The organism is Flagellimonas sp. B-3 (genome assembly GCF_056857835.1).
In genome coordinates this window covers 203,202-220,847 of sequence record NZ_JBSXNW010000019.1, presented here as the reverse complement: position 1 = coordinate 220,847, position 17,646 = coordinate 203,202, and the positions used below count along the sequence as shown (strand labels likewise).

At 43.7% G+C, this 17,646-nt stretch carries 12 protein-coding genes and 1 pseudogene; 2 read left to right on the top strand and 11 right to left on the bottom strand.

What is annotated here, in order from left to right; all coding sequences use genetic code 11:
- Window positions 1–17: 17 nt before the first annotated feature.
- The 5 genes from AC13CS_RS08340 to AC13CS_RS08320 are packed head-to-tail and all read right to left on the bottom strand — an operon-like array spanning window position 18 to window position 6,991.
- Window positions 18–1,502 (bottom strand): DASS family sodium-coupled anion symporter, encoded by a 1,485-nt coding sequence (locus tag AC13CS_RS08340; protein ID WP_293164418.1) that lies wholly within the window; start codon window positions 1,500–1,502, stop codon window positions 18–20.
- Complete coding sequence (locus AC13CS_RS08335; RefSeq protein WP_293164421.1) at window positions 1,499–2,278, bottom strand: SGNH/GDSL hydrolase family protein; 780 nt, start codon at window positions 2,276–2,278, stop codon at window positions 1,499–1,501. The genes AC13CS_RS08340 and AC13CS_RS08335 overlap by 4 nt, the downstream gene beginning before the upstream one ends.
- Window positions 2,279–2,304: 26 nt before the next feature.
- On the bottom strand, window positions 2,305–3,723 hold the full coding sequence (locus AC13CS_RS08330; RefSeq protein ID WP_293164424.1) for a SusD/RagB family nutrient-binding outer membrane lipoprotein: 1,419 nt from the start codon (window positions 3,721–3,723) through the stop codon (window positions 2,305–2,307).
- Window positions 3,724–3,740: 17 nt separating this feature from the next.
- Entirely contained in the window at window positions 3,741–6,023 is a 2,283-nt protein-coding gene (locus AC13CS_RS08325) for a SusC/RagA family TonB-linked outer membrane protein (protein WP_293164427.1), read from the bottom strand.
- A complete protein-coding gene (locus AC13CS_RS08320; RefSeq protein WP_293164430.1) occupies window positions 6,020–6,991 on the bottom strand; it encodes a TonB-dependent receptor plug domain-containing protein in 972 nt (323 codons plus the stop codon). The genes AC13CS_RS08325 and AC13CS_RS08320 overlap by 4 nt, the downstream gene beginning before the upstream one ends.
- A 168-nt stretch (window positions 6,992–7,159) precedes the next feature.
- Between AC13CS_RS08320 and AC13CS_RS08315 the strand changes: the two genes are divergently transcribed.
- The gene (locus tag AC13CS_RS08315) at window positions 7,160–8,317 is read left to right on the top strand and encodes a hypothetical protein (protein WP_293164433.1); all 1,158 of its coding nucleotides are present in this window, start codon (window positions 7,160–7,162) and stop codon (window positions 8,315–8,317) included.
- A 9-nt stretch (window positions 8,318–8,326) separates the two neighbouring features.
- On the opposite strand, the gene pckA is transcribed toward AC13CS_RS08315, so the two are convergent.
- The 6 genes and pseudogenes from pckA to AC13CS_RS08285 form a co-directional block, all read right to left on the bottom strand.
- Window positions 8,327–9,943 (bottom strand): phosphoenolpyruvate carboxykinase (ATP), encoded by a 1,617-nt coding sequence (gene pckA / locus AC13CS_RS08310; protein WP_293164436.1) that lies wholly within the window; start codon window positions 9,941–9,943, stop codon window positions 8,327–8,329.
- A gap of 319 nt (window positions 9,944–10,262) precedes the next feature.
- Entirely contained in the window at window positions 10,263–11,285 is a 1,023-nt protein-coding gene (mobB, locus tag AC13CS_RS08305) for a MobB family relaxase (RefSeq protein ID WP_293164439.1), read from the bottom strand.
- A 5-nt stretch (window positions 11,286–11,290) separates the two neighbouring features.
- Entirely contained in the window at window positions 11,291–11,875 is a 585-nt protein-coding gene (locus AC13CS_RS08300; protein WP_482888718.1) for a BfmA/BtgA family mobilization protein, read from the bottom strand.
- A 264-nt stretch (window positions 11,876–12,139) separates the two neighbouring features.
- Window positions 12,140–13,378, bottom strand: a complete 1,239-nt coding sequence (locus tag AC13CS_RS08295; protein ID WP_293164444.1) for a site-specific integrase — start codon at window positions 13,376–13,378, stop codon at window positions 12,140–12,142.
- 688 nt (window positions 13,379–14,066) lie between these two features.
- Window positions 14,067–15,614, bottom strand: coding sequence for a Fic family protein (locus AC13CS_RS08290; protein ID WP_293164447.1), 1,548 nt, complete (start codon window positions 15,612–15,614; stop codon window positions 14,067–14,069).
- A gap of 427 nt (window positions 15,615–16,041) precedes the next feature.
- Window positions 16,042–16,416: pseudogene (locus AC13CS_RS08285) on the bottom strand (DUF4138 domain-containing protein); the annotation flags it as partial.
- Window positions 16,417–16,463: 47 nt separating this feature from the next.
- On the opposite strand from AC13CS_RS08285, the gene AC13CS_RS08280 reads away from it, so the two are divergent.
- Entirely contained in the window at window positions 16,464–17,639 is a 1,176-nt protein-coding gene (locus AC13CS_RS08280) for an FmdE family protein (RefSeq protein WP_482888717.1), read from the top strand.
- Window positions 17,640–17,646 lie beyond the last annotated feature (7 nt).

Sequence of the window (17,646 nt, the reverse complement as noted above, 5' to 3'; positions counted from 1 at the left end):
TAGTAATTTTTAGTTTGTCATTTGGTAATCTTTTCTGAAATAAATGCACTGAACTCCCTTGGATGAAAATCCCATATAAATGGTAACAGATAGTACACCATAAGAGACAGGAACACAATGGAAACAATATTCATCCATATCCCACTTTTGGCCATATCGGATATTTTTAAATATCCCGACCCAAAAACAACCGCATTGGGCGGCGTTGCCACTGGAAGCATAAAAGCACAGGAAGCAGCTACTGTGGTAGCAACCATCAATATGTAAGGGTTGATGTCGAGTCCTATGGCAATTGGCGCCAAAATAGGAAGTAACATGGCGGTCGTAGCCAAGTTTGAGGTCACCTCGGTGATAAAGTTTACGGAGGCAACAATCACTACAACCAATACAACAAGGGCCAATCCTTGCAACAGACTCATTTGACTGCCCAGCCATTCTGCCAATCCAGTCGTTTCAAAACCAGAGGCCAAGGCCATTCCCCCTCCAAACAGTAATATAATTCCCCAAGGAAGCTTTACAGCGTCTTCCCAATTGATCAAAGGCTCTTTTTTGTTGTCACTTTTAATCGTAAACAGCAAAATGCCAGCGCACATGGCTATTATGGTATCATCGATGGCCGGCAACAAGGGTTGAAGCACAAAAGAGCGGGTTATCCATGCAAAAGCGGTAAGGACAAAGATGCCCAAGACTATTTTTTCTTCCTTCTTCATGGGCCCCAGCTCCTTTATCAATGAATTGATTTCCTCCCTTCCACCCGGAAACTCTTTCTGTTTAAAGGTAAAGGCAAATTTGGTCAGGTAGATCCAAGCGATGACCAAAAGTGGTATAGCTATGGGCAATCCCCACTTGGCCCATTGCCAAAAAGTAATCTCTATCCCATAGACCTCTTCTACATAACCGGCGAAGACCAAATTCGGAGGTGTTCCAATCAAGGTGGCCACCCCTCCAATGGAAGCACTGTAGGCTATTCCGAGCATAAGTGCCTTCCCAAAAATCAAGTTTTCGTCTTCCCGGGTAGCAGGGTTGTCCTTTAGTTGTGTTACAATGGACATGGCTATGGGCAACATCATTACGGAAGTGGCCGTGTTGGAAATCCACATGGACAAGAATGCTGTTGCCACCATAAAGCCCAGAATAATCTTGGAGACATTGGTCCCTATGATACGAATAACCTGCAAAGCAATCCGTTTATGCAGATTCCATTTTTCTATGGCAATGGCCAACATAAAGCCGCCCATGTATAAAAAAATGTACTTGTGTCCGTATGAAGCAGTGGTACTCGATAAGTCCACAGCTCCCGTCAATGGAAATAAAATAATGGGCAAAAGTGCGGTCACCCCTATTGGGATAGCCTCGGTCACCCACCATATGGCCATCCAGAGTGTAATTCCCAACATGCTAAAAGCACTCTCTGGCATACCGGAAGGAGGGTCAAAGGTTTGCAGTATCAAAAAGACCAATGGCCCCAGTACCAAAAAAATATTTCTTTTTACCAAACTCATTTTTGGGTCTTGTACGGTTCAAAATTCATTTCATCTACCAATTGTCTCAAAAAGTTACCTGTTGTTGGCAAGACAAACGATAGATATAATTTTTCGTCGTTCGCATCCTTAGTGATCAAACGGTCTGGGACCTCAAGAATGGATTTGTCCGTAAGCAATTTGGTAATGGTCAAAGCAATCAAATATGTACCATCTGAAGAAGGGTGTTTGTCATCAAAATAGAATTCCAAATCAGGCCTCGCAGTTCTGGCCTTCATGTACACCGGCCCCACGGGCAACACTTTTGCCTTTAGCGATGTGGCCAGATCCATGTACTCTTTGGTAATGGTCTCTTGCATCAATGGATTGGATTTATAGGCCCAGGTCATATAGAAAATGGGCTCCGCTCCTTTGGAACGGACCAATTCAGCAAACTTGCTTCCATATTCCTTAAAACGTTCCGGGGTGTCTATGGTACTAAGGCTATGGTCTCCGAACACAACATAGTCCCATTCTTTCTCTTCAAGCAGTTGGCGGGTAACCGTTCCTTTTTCACTTTTCCAGTGCTGCTCCAAATTACTGCCTCCCACAGTGGATTGATGTGCAGAAATATCAACCCCCTGTGTTTCGGCCATGGCGTCCACCAATTGGGGCATATTCCAAAAGTAGGTAAAGCTATTTCCAACAAACAATATTTTGATGGGACCTTCCTTTTCTTGGGCACTTAACTGAACCGGAATGGTCAGCACCAGTGCAACAATCCATATACTCAGATTCTTGATATGCTTATTTCTCATAATTTGATAATGCAATTCTTTATTATTTATTGATTGACCTTGGTTTCATCAAAGAAGTCGGGGATAGGGTTGGGAACATTATCGTTCCTGTCTATTTCGGATTGTGGATACAAAAAACGTTGCGGTAACTGATTGCCCGTGTTCGGGGTAATAGGCACCCTGACCACTGTTTCTCCCTCAGTTCTTCTGGTATCGTTGAATGTCTCTATTTGACCGAACAAGGTAATGTAACGTTCTTCCAGGATTTCGCGAAGTAGCGCATTTTCTGGACTGATACCATCCGTGTTTTCCATACCTCCCGCTTCAAAGTCAGCAGGCACATAAGGTTCATAATTTACTTGGGATGGGTCTACATTTCTCAGGTACCCTCCGGTATCCATAAATGCCCTATACTCGTTCAGGTTGGATAGACCTGTCCCAAAACCATTGACTCGTAAGCCTGCCTCAGCCAAAATAAGTAGGTTTTCCTCATAAGTCACCAAAGGTGCGGGAGCATCTTGTGCAGCAAAACCTTCCTCTATATTGGGTTGTATCCCTGTACTATTTATGGTAAAAAGAAAACCAAATCGTCCTGTTTCATCCGTCTTGGCATTTCCCCTATAATTGGAAGGTATCGGATTGCCTGCGCTTGGATCCACAAGGCTTGCCATAAAATCGGATACTATGAGATCGGACTGGCGTACTTCTATGGCAAAAAACTGATAATTGAGATTGGAGTTTTCCGCCGCAGTTCCATGCGGTCCGTACATACTGTTCGCCATGGAGCTAATTCCGTTGCCCGCGGCATTCAATGCAGCTTGATAGTTCTTGGTATGCATGTAAAAACGTGCCTTAAGCGTATAAGCTGCCTCTATCCATGCATTGGCGTCTCCATCAAAATAAATATCGGAACCGGCACTTGGTCTTCCCGTTCCTTGGCCCAACAATGAAATTGCGGCATCCAAGCTGTTCTGTATTTTTCCATAAACCGAGGTTTGGCTTTCAAACACAGGGTCTGTGATCGCAACATTCCCGGCTTCATCAAAAGGGATGTCGCCATATAAGGATGCGATAGAACCTGCAACCTGAGCCTGTAAAACCAAGGTTATTCCCTGAGCAATCGGTCCAATTTCATCTTTGAGAGAGGTCTCTTCTGCAATCAAAGCGTTTCTATAGCCATTCACAAAGGCATCGTTCCAAAGGGCGTCAAAATCACTGGTAGTCACGGAATAATTATAGAACCCTTCATGCTGTCTATCTATTCCTCTATATTGACCTGCAAAAATAGCTGCTCGACGAGCTGATTCCCCACTCTGGAACAATAGGTTTCCGACTTCGGCACCTGTAAGAACCGAACCAAAAGAACTCTCCGTAAGATTATTGGGGTCGTTGTTCAAATCATCGACCAAGTCACTACAGGATATCAGTAGTGCGCAAAGTATTACGATTGATATATAGCGTTTCATTATAATAGTTTTTTTGATTAGAAGTTAAGTGTTAGGCTAAACAAGTAGGATTTCGTGCTTGGGTTGTTGAAATAATCTATCCCCCTAGCTGCACTTACCCCCGAAAGATTGGTATCGGGGTCGTTTCCTTCAAATGGGGCCCATAAGAACAGGTTTCTTCCGGTCACTGAAAATTCAGCGGATTGAATTCCCATGGAATCCGCCATCCATTCATTTTTTAAGCGATAAGAAAGGCTCAATTCCCTTAAACGGGTCCATGAACCATCTTCAATATACAGTTCATCGTTCCCATTGCTGAAAAACCCTCCATCTCCATTGTACCATGCTTCAGTAAGTGCGACCGGGCCTGCGCCAAAATCCTGTACATTACCCCTGAAGGTTTCTCCGATATTGATAATGTTACCGTCCGCAGTAAAGTAATTTCGTGTCGCCGTGACCTCATTGGCCGTATCGTACCAGGTTCCCAAATCCCGCATCACGGATTTGGTTCCAGCATAAATATCGGCACCTTGATAGGTCTCTAACAGGGCCGTCAATCTAAAATTTTTATAGGAAATATTGGTGGCCAATGACCCTTGCCAATCTGGGTTGGGGTCACCGATCACACCTTCCACTTGGTCTTGCTCGGGGAATCCGTATTCATCATAAACAATGGAACCATCCTCGTTCCGGAGGGTTCTGGAGCCCCACAAAACACCCAAAGGCTCTCCTTCTACCGCACGGGAACTAACTGCAGAAAGGCCTCCTAGGTTCAAGGATTCGATTCCTGCCAAATCGGTCACTTTATTACGAACCTGTGTGAAATTCGCATCCATCGACCAGCTAAAATCTCCCGTATCTATGATACGATAGCCCAAATCCAGTTCGTACCCTTTATTTTCGATTTCCGCACCATTGGTATATACGGATGTGTAGCCAGTTGAATTGGCCTGTGGAAACTCCAACAACACATCTTCCGTAACATTGGAAAAGTAAGTACCACTGATGGAAAGCTTGTTTCTAAAAAAGCGTAGGTCCAAACCTAACTCCATTTCCTTTTTCCTTTCCGGTTTCAAATTGGTATTTCCACGACTGGCACTCGGTACAAAAGCTCCATTACCGAACAACCCTAGATTCAACCCTCCTCCGTATGAATCTCCAAATGTGGGGGAAACATATACATTTGAGGTGTTGTATCGGGCGGGCTGTACACCGACCTCACCATAGGAAGCCCGTAATTTTCCAAAAGAAAAGAAGGTACTTTCCATAAAAGGTTCCAACTCGGAAAACTGCCAAGCCACAGAAGTAGATGGAAAAATGAAAGCCTTGTTGTCCATATCCCCAAAAGTAGATGCGGTCTCGCCCCTGACCGTGGCATTTACATACAACATCTCATACAATGCAAATGATGCCGACGAATATACCCCCACGGTACGTTCCTGTCCTTGCGAACTATTGGTCACTATATTTTCGGGCAGTATGTTATCCGAATCCCTTATACCACTGTCCACATCGAGGAACTGAACAAAGTTGGTCCCGACATATCCATTTACCGCTCTTGATTTATCGTTATAATTGAATCCCAACAAAAAATCACCACTGACATCGTCCGTTAGGTCAAAATTGGTCTTGGCGATGTAATCCATATTAAAAATGGTATTGGTAGCCAACTCCTGACTTATAAAACCAGATCTGTAGGATCCTGACGCTGATCCTGGTGTAAAAAATTGATTTCTTTTCTCACTATAATGATCAAGCCCCACTCTACCGATCAAGGTCAACCAAGAGTTGGGCGTAGCGGTCAACTCCACATTGGTGATAAAACGATCTACCTTGGCCAAATTTTCCTGCTCGTTTATGGTCCACAATGGGTTATTGTATGTAGGTGTACCGTCCGCCCCCAAGGGTTCCCTGTATGATCGATGTCTGTCAGATACCGGAGTCGCATTACCATTTGCATAATAGTCACCCCGATAACCCGATATATCAAAATCCACTGGGTTCCTCAGCAATCCGAGATATAGTCCTGAACTGTTAGCTCCTTTTAAAATTCTATTGGACTTGGTACGGGAATAGGATGAGCTGATCTTCAAACTAATTGCATCGGTAAAGTTTTGTCTGGCATTAAAGCGCATGGTCGTTCTATTATAATCGGAATTGTTCCTGATGATACCTTGTTGGTCCAGATTTCCCAAGCTAAAGAACATGGAACCTTTTTGATTGCCTCCACTAACGCTCAAGTTGTTTTCCAAAAAGTGGCCATTATTAAAAATCTTATCAAAATTGGAATCATGGAAGGTCTGCCTTGAGTTTTTGTTCAAAATAGGATAATATACATTCCGTTTTGATCCAAATAAAATTCCCCCGAGGTATCCAACTCGTCCAGGCCACCAGAGCGTTCGGAAAGTTTATCGCCCCAAGAATCCCTTGCCCTTTGATCATATACCCCATTGTCACCCTGTCCATATTCATCCTGTTGTGGATATCTACGATTGATTTCATCGTAGGAATAGGTGTTCTTTAAACTTACAGAAAGTCGACTGTTGAACTTACCGGTTTTGGTGGTAATATTGATGACACCGCCCAACGCCTGGGTACCCCATAGAGCCGCTGCCGATGCTCCTTTGAGTACGGTAATGCTCTCGATATCGTTCGGATTGATATCGTTCAGCCTTGATTCTTGGTTCACTCCACCGCTATCGCTGTTTCCTCGCACATCGTTACTAATGGGAACGCCGTCCACAATAATAAGCGGTTGACTGTTTCGGGTGATGGAAGACACCCCCCTGATCTGAATGTAGGAACCTGCCCCCGGATCGCTCGAGTTCCGTGAAATACGTACCCCGGAGGATTTACCCGATAAACTATTGAGTACATTGGTCTCCCCTGCCTCGGCCACCTTGTTCCCAGAAACCGTGGAACTGGCATAACCCAAATCGTCTTTCTGTTCCTTAAACCCCAAAGAAGTTACGACAACCTCATCAAGGGCCTCTGCACTCTCTTCCATTACAATATTTAAGGTAGCACCGCTCCCCACCGTTTTGGTTACCGTGGTAAACCCAATATAACTGAATAGAACTTGTGAGGATTCATCGCGTACCGTAATGGCGTAATTACCATCAAAGTCTGAAGTTGTTCCATTGGTTGTCTCTCGCTCAAGTATAGAAACCCCTGGCAATGGCTGTCCATTTTCGTCAGTTACTTTTCCGGAAATTTGTTTTTGAGAAGATACAATTTGAAAGGAAAGGACCCCAAGAAGCAAAAATGCATGCTTAAGTCTGAATTTCATTTTAAATGTTTTAAGTTTGATTAGTTTAGAGTAAAAACTACCAAAAAAACAAAAGTTGTTGTTTTGATATTATTGTGCTTATGTGATTGACAATTATATAAATAATCATCATTTATATTGTCACTTTAATAACTTTTATCAATTTTTATCAATTTTTAACCGACTTACATGCATACAGAAGACGAGATAAATAAAATTCATGCGGAATTTATCTCAAAACTAGAACGCCATTATGGCAAATACGATCCGAACACGAACAAATTCGAATCCACAAGCAATTCAAAGATTGCACGTGACCTATTTTATAGTGATTCACAATTCTCTAGATTAATAAACAATACAGCATCGGAAGGTGAGCTTACCCGGGCCCTACGAAATGTTCAGCGTCTCTTGGACGTAAATGAGCTTCGCGGTAAGGTGAAGAAGTTAGGTGAAAAGCCTAGCGATTCCTCTTTCAGCAATAAAAAGTACCTTTTTGGTATCGGGCTTTTACTATTAGGTTGTATCCTGACCACCTACATGATAACACGTTCAAACGAAACAATTGACCAAACCGAGGAACTATCCGAGGAGACCCGATACGAAATGTTGCGATGGGGTTTTGAAAATAACTACGTAAAACCCTATGTTCGACTAAAGGAACTACCTGAAGATTGTTACTACCCCTGTTACAAGTACCAAGGTAAATGGAAGCTCAAAGAAGAATATAAAATTCCTTTTTTTAGGGAAAGAAACGGATTTCATTATGTAGCAAAAGAAGTGGTCATGTATGCCAGGTGCATGGATGAACGGGATGATCGCGGAGAATCTTTCGAAGGATATGAATACCAAAAACATGAGATTTGGTATGATAAACGCGAGGTTCCCATCGATTCATTTCTAACTAAGGACGCCAATCCCAAATTGATTTCATCCTACATGAACTCCAACTTTGAAGATGACCCCAATTATGTGAAAATTGCTTATGTGCATACCTTTTTCAAAACCGAGTTCAGTATTGATGGTGAACAGATACAGCGATCCGGCAAGGCCATTGGACGTGACATTGAGTTTGTCCCTCAAGAAGTTCTGGAAAAAGAGGCCGTATCTGCAAAGTTATTGAACGAACTAAAAAGCGAGACCAACTCCATAGCCAAAAATCTATTGGAGGACTTTTCAAAACCCATTACGTGTAATCCGACGATGGCTCCCAATGTGGATTTTAACCAAATCAAAAAGGGGGATGTCTTAAGTTTTGACTGCCAGTTCAGCACCGGGAGATTTCTTGTTGACTATAACAAATCTTACATTTTCACAGATCAATACATCAGTACCTTCTGTAGATAGACCAAAGATTTAGAATGCGTACCGTTGTGGTCCTCCCCTCCGGATTTCCTCACTGGCATGCTCCTCGAACTTTTTAAAGTTCTCCCTAAAGGCATTGGTAAGCTTAAAGGCCGTTTTGTAGTAGGCATCGTCATTGTCCCATGTGGCCCTTGGGCTCAGCACCTTGGTCGGAACTCCAGGACATTCCCTCGGTTGGGCCACCCCGAACACGGAGTGGATGTGGTACTTCTCATAATTGTACAGTCCCAGCTCCCCGTTCAATGCGGCGCTGATCATTGCCCTGGTGTACTTCAGCTCCATGCGCGTGCCCACTCCGTAGGGACCGCCCGTCCAGCCCGTGTTGACCAACCATACGTCCACACCGGACTCCTTCATCTTCTTGCTCAGCATCTCCGCATACCTGGCCGGGTGCAAAGGCATGAACGGCGCCCCGAAGCATGCCGAAAAGGATGGCTGTGGCTCCACAACGCCGGCTTCCGTTCCCGCTACCTTGGCCGTATAGCCCGATATAAAGTGATAGGCGGCCTGTGCAGGGGTCAGTTTCGAAATGGGGGGCAATACCCCGAAAGCGTCCGCCGTAAGGAAAAAGATGTTCTTTACGTTTTTCCCTATTGATGGCCACTGTATGTTATCGATATGATGGATGGGATAGCTTACCCTAGTGTTCTGGGTGATCGAGGTATCGCTGAAATCGACCTCGCCGTTGTCGTCCATCACCACGTTTTCCAATATCGCCCCTTTTTTGATGGCCCCGTAGATTTCCGGTTCCTTTTCTTTAGATAGGTCGATGACCTTGGCATAACAGCCGCCCTCAAAATTGAATACCGTATTGTCCGGCGTCCAACCATGCTCGTCGTCGCCGATGAGCCTTCTGTCCGGGTCCGTGGACAAGGTCGTCTTTCCAGTTCCCGACAGGCCGAAGAATATCGCCGTGTCCCCAGATTCCCCCACATTGGCGGAACAGTGCATGGGAAGAGTGCCCTTGTAAACGGGAAGGATAAAGTTTAGCGCGGAGAAAATCCCTTTCTTGATCTCCCCGGTATAACCAGTGCCCCCGATAAGGGCAATCTTTCTGCCAAAGTTCAGTATCGCAAAGTTGTGCTGTCTGGTGCCGTCCTCCTTTGGGTCGGCCATAAAGCCAGGTACGTTCACAACGGTCCACTCGGGGTCAAAGTCCCCCAATTCTTCCTCAGTGGGCCTTAGGAACATATTGTACGTGAACATATTGGACCATGGGTACTCGTTGATTACACGGATGTTCAAGCGGTAGTCATGATCGGCACAGGCGTACGCATCTCGGACATATAGCTCTTTGGTGTTCAGGTAGGCGATTACCTTGTCGTACAGCTCATCGAACTTTTCGCTGTCGAAGGGGATGTTGATGTCTCCCCACCAGATCTTGTCCTTGGTGATATCATCCTTCACAATGAAGCGGTCCTTTGGGGACCGTCCCGTGAACTCCCCGGTATTGACTGCCAAGGTACCGGAGGAGGCCTCTTCGCCCATTCCATTGTCGACCGTTATTCCCTGGAGCTCTTCCGGGGACAGTTGGTAATGGATGTTGTTGGAGTTAAGGTTTAATTTTTCAAGCGACACAATAACGTCGGCGGAAGGTGATAAGGACATGATTTGTTGTTCTTTTGATTTATATATGCCTTCAAGAATATCAAAAAAATGGAAGGTTAAAAAGCTTTAACAACGTTTACTGAATTTTATCGACTTTAATGTCAATTGGAGTCGCTCCTTTCTACTATGATCTCATATTAATAATTTTCAATTACGTTCTGCTTAAAAGAAATGAAGTTAAGGTATTTACTAAATTCCAAAATAAGAATCCCCAAATCTTACCCCAACTTTTGCGCTTGGATCCTATCGGGTTTTTGTAGCGTTCCGGTAGATAAGCGTGAAGCAAAAACCCGGTAGGGCGCAACCTACTTTTTGGATCTCAGTAGCCCATGTCCTCACCTGTACCCCTAGCCTTATCAATGCCCCTTCCAAGTGCCTTGATGATCTTAGCGGCAATCTGTACTTTATTGGTCGGTATGCTTGGAGCCTTTACCCCCATCGTTTTAAGTAGCTTAAAGGCCATGTCCTTTTCCTTGGTGGGCAATCCCATCACCTTGGCAAAGAACTTCCCCGGTTCCTTGGCATGGGCCTTTCTCCCAATATAGGATTCCACATAGTTCCTTTTGAAGCCCGTTGTCCTGTCAAAGGTCTTTTCTGCTGCTTGGTAAAAACTGTCCCTATCAAAACCTCTCTTTATGGTCTTTCCGTTCAGTTCCACTTCGGATGCCTTATGTTTTGCCATTGGTGAAAGGGTGTAGGTGTTCGTTACATCCCTTCTACTGACAATGATATGGATATGGGTCTGTGGCCCCTCCTTTTGCATTCCGGCTGCCACCAATTGCCCGTTCTGTTTATTTGGGGCCAATCTTTCTTGCTCTTTGATTCTTTTTTCAAGCTCATTGACATTCCCGATGGATTCGCCCCGTTCCACTTTCCGTATCTCGTTCCTTAGCCTTGCTATTTCCCCTCGGAAAGGCGCATTCTCCTGTACCTGTCTGTCAAATCCCCGATAGGTGCGTTCATGCTCGATCTTGGCATAGTATTTCAAGTTCTCTGCTTTGACCTCTTGGTTGCGATGGAAACTCTTTGCATAGTCCTCCATGAGCTTCCTTGTGTATTCTCTTAGCATGTTGGGATCGTTGCCGAGGGCCTTAAGCTCCCTTTGGTTGGGACTTACCACTATGGAATAGAATTTTGGGTCTTTCTGCCTTAGTTTGGCCGTGTTGGCATCTATTTCATCGATGACCATTTGGGGGCTTACGCTGTCGTTTTCTTGGTCAAAGAATTCCTCCCTTTGTTCGGGCGACCTGTCCTCGTTTTCCTTTTCCAGATAGTCCACGTAGTTCCCTACACTAGAGTTGTAGGTACTGCCCATTTTCTGTGCCGAGATGGTAAGGTACATGAACGTTATTTTAATTGGTATTTAAGGCTTTCAAAATCCCCGATGCCCATATTGATTTTGAGATATGGCTTTCCCATCATGGGTTCCACCTTCTCAACATTTTGAAGCATTTCATTGCAATGCTTTTTATAGCTTTCAAATTCTTTTAGCATTCTGTCGTGCTCTACTTTCGGAACGGTGTTTCTAGGCTCCAAAAAAACCATTCGCTCTTCCCGTATCTTGACGGGTTCACGTTTAGGTCTCCTCCCATCCTTTACATAGCCTTCGTAAAGAATGAGCATCATTTCATAGGTGGGCGGGATACTGGTCTTTTCCATGTTCTTGATAATGGCGATGAGCCTATCGAATTTTTTCATCATCTGACGCTCCAACTTTTTGATACTGTCAAGGACAATCTTTGTTCCCTCTCCAAAAGGGTCAAGGTTGTTCTCCTTGAAGTATTGTATCATCCCGTCCAGTACCTCACTATGCGATTTGCTGAACCTTTTGGAATAGCTCCGAAAACGAGTGGCCGTTTCCTTCTTTACCATGATATTGGAATAACCACCGGTTCCTTTCTTTGTTCTGCCATTTGTGGATTGCTTTTCCATAGGTGCGATTTTGTTTTTTTAGTGAAATTGCGTCAATTTTTTCGTCAAAAATTTCCAGTGTTTACAGGGCTTCCCAAAGGGTTTACTGTAGATTTCGGAAAATTCTACTGTAGCCCCTGTTTTTGTACGGTATTCCAAAATCGTCTCAATCATCTGGTTTTCAACTTGTTGAAGACCCAAAAACAAACGTGATGGCGCATTCTGCGCATCACCCTCTTGCTATTCCCTACGTCCCGCAAGCGGGACCGAATAAATACATCCTTATCATCCTTCGGCTGCTTTTTTGATCTGCATATGTTCGATAAGGTTTTGCATGTCCTCCCCTATCTTGTGTTCCAATACCCTAGCATAGATTTGTGTGGTGGACAGTTTTGAATGGCCGAGCATTTTGGAAACGGTTTCTATCGGGACTCCATTGGAAAGGGTTACTGTGGTTGCAAAAGTGTGCCTTGCTGTGTGGAATGTGACCCTTTTTCGGATTCCACAGGCTTTACTGATTTCCTTTAGATAGAAGTTTACCTTCTGGTTACTGAAAACGGGTAAAAGGATATTGTTGATTTTCCTTTCAGAAGATCCTTCATATTTCTTGATGATATCCCTTGCCTGAGGCAGCAATGGTATTTTGAGTCTTTCATCGGTCTTCGTCCTTGTGGTAAACAACCAATCATTGCCGTCTATACCTTTGATAAGATTGTCGGGACTAAGTGTTTTTACATCAATATAGGATAGGCCTGTATAACAGGAGAACAGGAATACATCCTTCGTCTTTTCTACGCCTTGTTTTGTAAAACTGGTTTCTTCTATGAGTCCAAGTTCCCTTTTCGTCAAATGTTCTCTTTGGGCTTTGACAAAGTGCAGTTTATAGTTCTCAAAGGGATCCTTTGAAAGCCATTCCATCCTTACCGCTAATCTTGACATTTTCTTTAGGCGTTCCATGTGCTTCATGGCCCCGTTATTGGTACACTTGGTTCGTGTAGATGGCCTGTACTTTCTCAGATACTGTTCAAAGTCGGACATAAAACGGTAATTCAATTTTTTGAGCTTTATGTCCTCTACCCCATATTCCTCTTTTAAAAAGAGGTTTATGCACCGTTCGGTAATATGGTAGTTCTTTCTGGTTCCGGGGCGCAATGAAGTATGCATGGTTCCATTATGGTAGGCAATTAATTGTTTCAATGTTTTGCCTCCCTCATCTTCCCCAAAGAATCTTGCTTTTATAGCCAATGGAGTAATTACCTTATCTTCTGCCATCAATAGCCTATGGGCCTCATGTAAGCCTGTATATATTTGGTCAAGATACTTGTTAAGGGAAATGACATAACTGGAAAATCCCTTGCCCCTTTTACGGCTATTGTCCCATAAATTGGTTTTGATTTCCCGATTTATGCTAAAATCGGTGCGCTCACCGTCAATGGTGATCCTACAATAGACAATCCGGTTCTCGGATTTCACCTTGTGCTTCCTTGTAAAGAAATTGATTGTTAAACGATTGTTTTTCTGCATGTTGTAACCTTTTAGAGTGTGAATACTGTGAAAGTCAAAACACAAGAAAAATGGTTCTAAAAGTCATTTAAAGTTACAACAAGAAGTGTAAGTGTTTGCTCCCGATGGGAACACGCTTGATATGATTTTAGATGGTTTTAAATGAATTCAAACGATATGTCTAAAAACACAAAACACTGAAAATCATAAGATTAACAGTGTTTTGATTTCACTTAAATAAGTTAAGTCGGGGTGGCAGAGCCTGAACCCATGACCTTAACCCCATATAAACCAGATGTTTATGTCTTGTTTTCCAAAATAGGACATCCTATAGGACATCTTCGTGTGAGAGTTGAGTCTTTCACGGATATAAATATACCAAATGGTTTTAATTCAATACAAACAAAAACAAATAATTTCAAATTTAAATACCCTGCATATTCTCAAAAACAATTAAAATACAGATTATGTGTAAACTTGGATTATAGCATTTGGGAACCTTCTATATAGAAAACTCAAAAGTTTAGGGAATTATATTGCGGTGATTTTATACAAGCTTTCCAATTCGATTTTGGTGGTCTGTACCAACGGATGTAACGGTCTAGCCAATAGAATCAAGTGATAAAATAGGAGTTATTAAAGGGTCTGTTTTTGCATTTCAGCAAAAAAATTAAATCAATTAAGAATTATGTACACTTGGTCACAACCATCAGACTTTTGCCACAGGTGTACCTTTCAAACCTTCACCGACCAGCCATCCCATGAACTTTGCAAATGGTCCGATGTCCTCTTTCACACTGGCCGATTCCAAGGCTTTCATATATGTTTCACGTTCTTCCACAGGTATTACGGTCCAAGGGTAGCCGCCTGAGGCCAACATTACATTCATCAGAAATCGCCCCATTCGTCCATTGCCATCCATATATGGGTGAATGAACACAAATATAAAGTGCCCCAATACGGCCCTTACCGCTGCATTTTCTTCTTTCTGCAACAGTTCGAACAATTCGGGCATGGCATCCCGTATTGCATCCTTGTTCAAAGGAACGTGCATCGACCCTCCTATATATACCTGGTCATTTCGATATCCTGCCAGATCGGAGGCTTTTAGGATACCCGAGGTCACGCTGGGCGCAAAAAGTTCCCGGTACCAATCCCCATGGTCATTGTCCACCACTTTTCCGGAATTCTCCCCTTGTAGAATACTTTTGATGCTTTCACGCACGCGCTGGGAAGCCAACCAATATCCACGGGCCGCCATGGCATCGCGATGCCTTCTGTCCGCCTCATTATCTTTGGGGTCCCATTTGCCGCTCCTTACCCGTTCAATCAGTTCCACGGTAACCCTATAGCGTTCTATGGATAAGGAATGATATGCATCGGTTACGTACATATCCTCAACTTCCTTCATATATTTATCATGATCTTGTGGAATGCCCGGGGCTTCTGGAAAATGTGAGATCACCCCATTGCGCATTTTGTGCCACAGTAAACGAATCCTGTTCACATAGGGAGATTTATCCCTTATGGAGAGGGCAACCGGGGGTTTATCCCCAAATGGATCGTTTTCTCGAACATCGTAACCAGCCTTTTGCATTGTCTTGACGATTTCATCCGCTAGTGCATCACGCCCAATATTTCTAAAAGCTCCTGCCAATCTCCCGGCAATGGTGGAATGTCCCCCGTCCAACAATAAACCAAGTATTTCGGATGCATCCGGTACCATGGCCAATATGGTGCGCACATCCGTGGTGTTTCCTTTGAACATCCCCGGTGAACAATTTACCAGGGCCGAAGCCAAAGTCAACATTCTGATACCTTCCCACACCATAATCTCCGCTTTTGCGGGCAATGTGGATTTCATGGTGAACATAGAGGTGCCATGCAGCAGTTCCGTGTTGGAATTCGTGCCATTGATCGCACGGATGATCAATTGCTTGGGAACAGTTTGGTTGCCGGCATGAAGCAATAGGGATTGTTCCGCTGAAATACAATAGGAATCCCCATATCGTTCGGCCAGGTACCGGGCACAGAAACTCCAATAATTGGCATACCATGAGGTACTATCCCCCTGTTGTTCATCGGGAGGTACGATAATGTACCAACCTTGTATAATCTGTCGGATAAAGCCATTCCCGCTCAACCGTTCCCGATGGACACGACTGAGTTCAGAAGTTTTGATTGCGGTGATACCTTGATCTTGCAATGTTTTTAAAGCTTCAAGGGCATGGGCCAATTTTTCTTGAGGTGTTGCCATTTTTCTGTACCAATCTTATTGGGCAAACATTATATTTCTATGCTGTTTTGTTATTATATATTTATGATGTGCTGAAATTATACATTTATGACGTATAAATATTATGTTTTTATGTTAAAAATACAGGGAGAGCCAATTAAAACAGAAATCCATATCTAATATGCTTGATTTAAGGTGCAAAAAACGGCGTCATCTATGATCTTCGACAGAAAAAATGAGCATAGCAAAGAACACCCATAAGACACTGACCACGGTCCACTACATTAAAATATTGGATTGGTCTTATTTTACCGTTTTTAGTGGTCCCATTATCCCAAGGTTTAGTTCATGGTTTTGTGAATTATAAAAATTCCCAATGGTGTGAATCCAAGGCCGTGATTGCCCAAATGTCATAAATAAGCGGGTCGATATCAAGAATGAGGGGGCATTACGGGTCCCTGAGCAAAACTTTTCTGCTCCCTTTCCCTTCATGTAGTTCCATTTCCAAATATTCATCCTTTCCCAGCACAAATTTGGGCAGCACATATACAAACATTTTTGAATTCCCTACACTAATTTTACTGGGCACTTGGTATTTGTATATGGGAACCATTTCCAGTCTTTGGTGGGATGCCTTCTTCGTTTTGTTCCCGGTAACGCTATAGACTTTTAGATAGTCCACCTCAAAATCGATTTCCGAGTTGTTGGAAATTTCCATTACCAAGTACGTCCCATTTCCATGGTAGGCCATTTTCTGTAACTGAAATTTAATGCCACCCTTTCGCTTGGTGGCCAACCTTTCGTTCTTGGCCTTAAAAAGGTAATTGCAATAGCTCTCAAAGTATTCCCTGCGCTTGGCTTAACATCCGATTGGACACCCTATCGAACAAATCCCACTTGTATGGGACGGGCCCATACGATAAAATGAAGGGGGAAATCACCATTGTGAATGGCAGCCCCTATTATGCCTCGGCATTTGTGGAGGGTGAATATCGAATTGGCCAAAGTTGGAACCTCCGTTCGCCTTTCTTTGTATATGCCAATGTGCCGGAATGGGAGGTGTTCGAATTACGGGGACCGATAAACAGTGTTGGGGATATACAACAAAAAGTGGCCGTCCTGGCCAAGGAACAGGGATATGACCTCGATCTTCCCTTTGCCTTCAGGGTAACCGGAACGTTTGAGAGTTTGACCGCACACATTGTCACCCCCAGAATCCCGGATGTGGAGGGTTACCGGGAAGGTATAAAATCCCAGAAATTTGCCTTTGACCATGTTGCAGGGGAAATTGTAGGCTTTTATTCGGAAAGCCATCAGGGTATTTTTACCGGTTCGAACAGTTTTGTCCATGTACACTTTCTAAAAGAGGACAGAATCTTCATGGGACATTTGGACGACATCGGCTCTGGAAACGGTCCGTTCAAACTCTACCTTCCTAAAAAGAAGACCAAGATAGGTACGGAAATCCGTGTCAATGACACCGATTTTTCAAAGGGGCGTTTGGGGCATACCCAAGATATTGACCTCGATGATCTGGCCAAGTTCCACGGACATCTTTGTGACGGTCTAGTGGTCGGTCATCTTGGGCTGCAACAGGCATTACAGGCACTTTATCCCGATGGTGTTGTGGACCGAACCAATACCCGTATCGTGAGCAAATCCTCACCTTGCTTGGCCGATGCATCCACCTATTTGACCGGGGCAAGGTATCAATACGGCACATTCTTTGTCTCGGACCACATAGATGGCCTGTTCATTGTGCAGCGAATCGATAATGGCCAAACCTTCTCCGTGCATTTAAACAAGGGTGTAAAACCGGGAATCATAGACAAAATGGGATCTAGGGCGATAAAAGGGGAACTGGATGGTTGTGAACTGGACAGGTTAAAGACACTGGAAGATGATTTTTCAAAAACCTTACTTGCCTCAGACCCAAAAAATATTTTTACCGTTGTCGAATTGGGTAATTTCAAATGGAACCCAATTCTGGAGAACAATTTTACAAAAACAGATATCCTAAATAAGCACATGAAGCCGTGTAAATAGTAAAATT

Coding starts and splice junctions, on each gene's coding strand:
- AC13CS_RS08340 (WP_293164418.1), bottom strand. CDS start 1,502: ATGAGTTTGGTAAAAAGAAATATTTTTTTGGTACTGGGGCCATTGGTC.
- AC13CS_RS08335 (WP_293164421.1), bottom strand. CDS start 2,278: ATGAGAAATAAGCATATCAAGAATCTGAGTATATGGATTGTTGCACTG.
- AC13CS_RS08330 (WP_293164424.1), bottom strand. CDS start 3,723: ATGAAACGCTATATATCAATCGTAATACTTTGCGCACTACTGATATCC.
- AC13CS_RS08320 (WP_293164430.1), bottom strand. CDS start 6,991: ATGAAATTCAGACTTAAGCATGCATTTTTGCTTCTTGGGGTCCTTTCC.
- AC13CS_RS08315 (WP_293164433.1), top strand. CDS start 7,160: ATGCATACAGAAGACGAGATAAATAAAATTCATGCGGAATTTATCTCA.
- pckA (WP_293164436.1), bottom strand. CDS start 9,943: ATGTCCTTATCACCTTCCGCCGACGTTATTGTGTCGCTTGAAAAATTA.
- mobB (WP_293164439.1), bottom strand. CDS start 11,285: ATGTACCTTACCATCTCGGCACAGAAAATGGGCAGTACCTACAACTCT.
- AC13CS_RS08300 (WP_482888718.1), bottom strand. CDS start 11,875: ATGGAAAAGCAATCCACAAATGGCAGAACAAAGAAAGGAACCGGTGGT.
- AC13CS_RS08295 (WP_293164444.1), bottom strand. CDS start 13,378: ATGCAGAAAAACAATCGTTTAACAATCAATTTCTTTACAAGGAAGCAC.
- AC13CS_RS08290 (WP_293164447.1), bottom strand. CDS start 15,614: ATGGCAACACCTCAAGAAAAATTGGCCCATGCCCTTGAAGCTTTAAAA.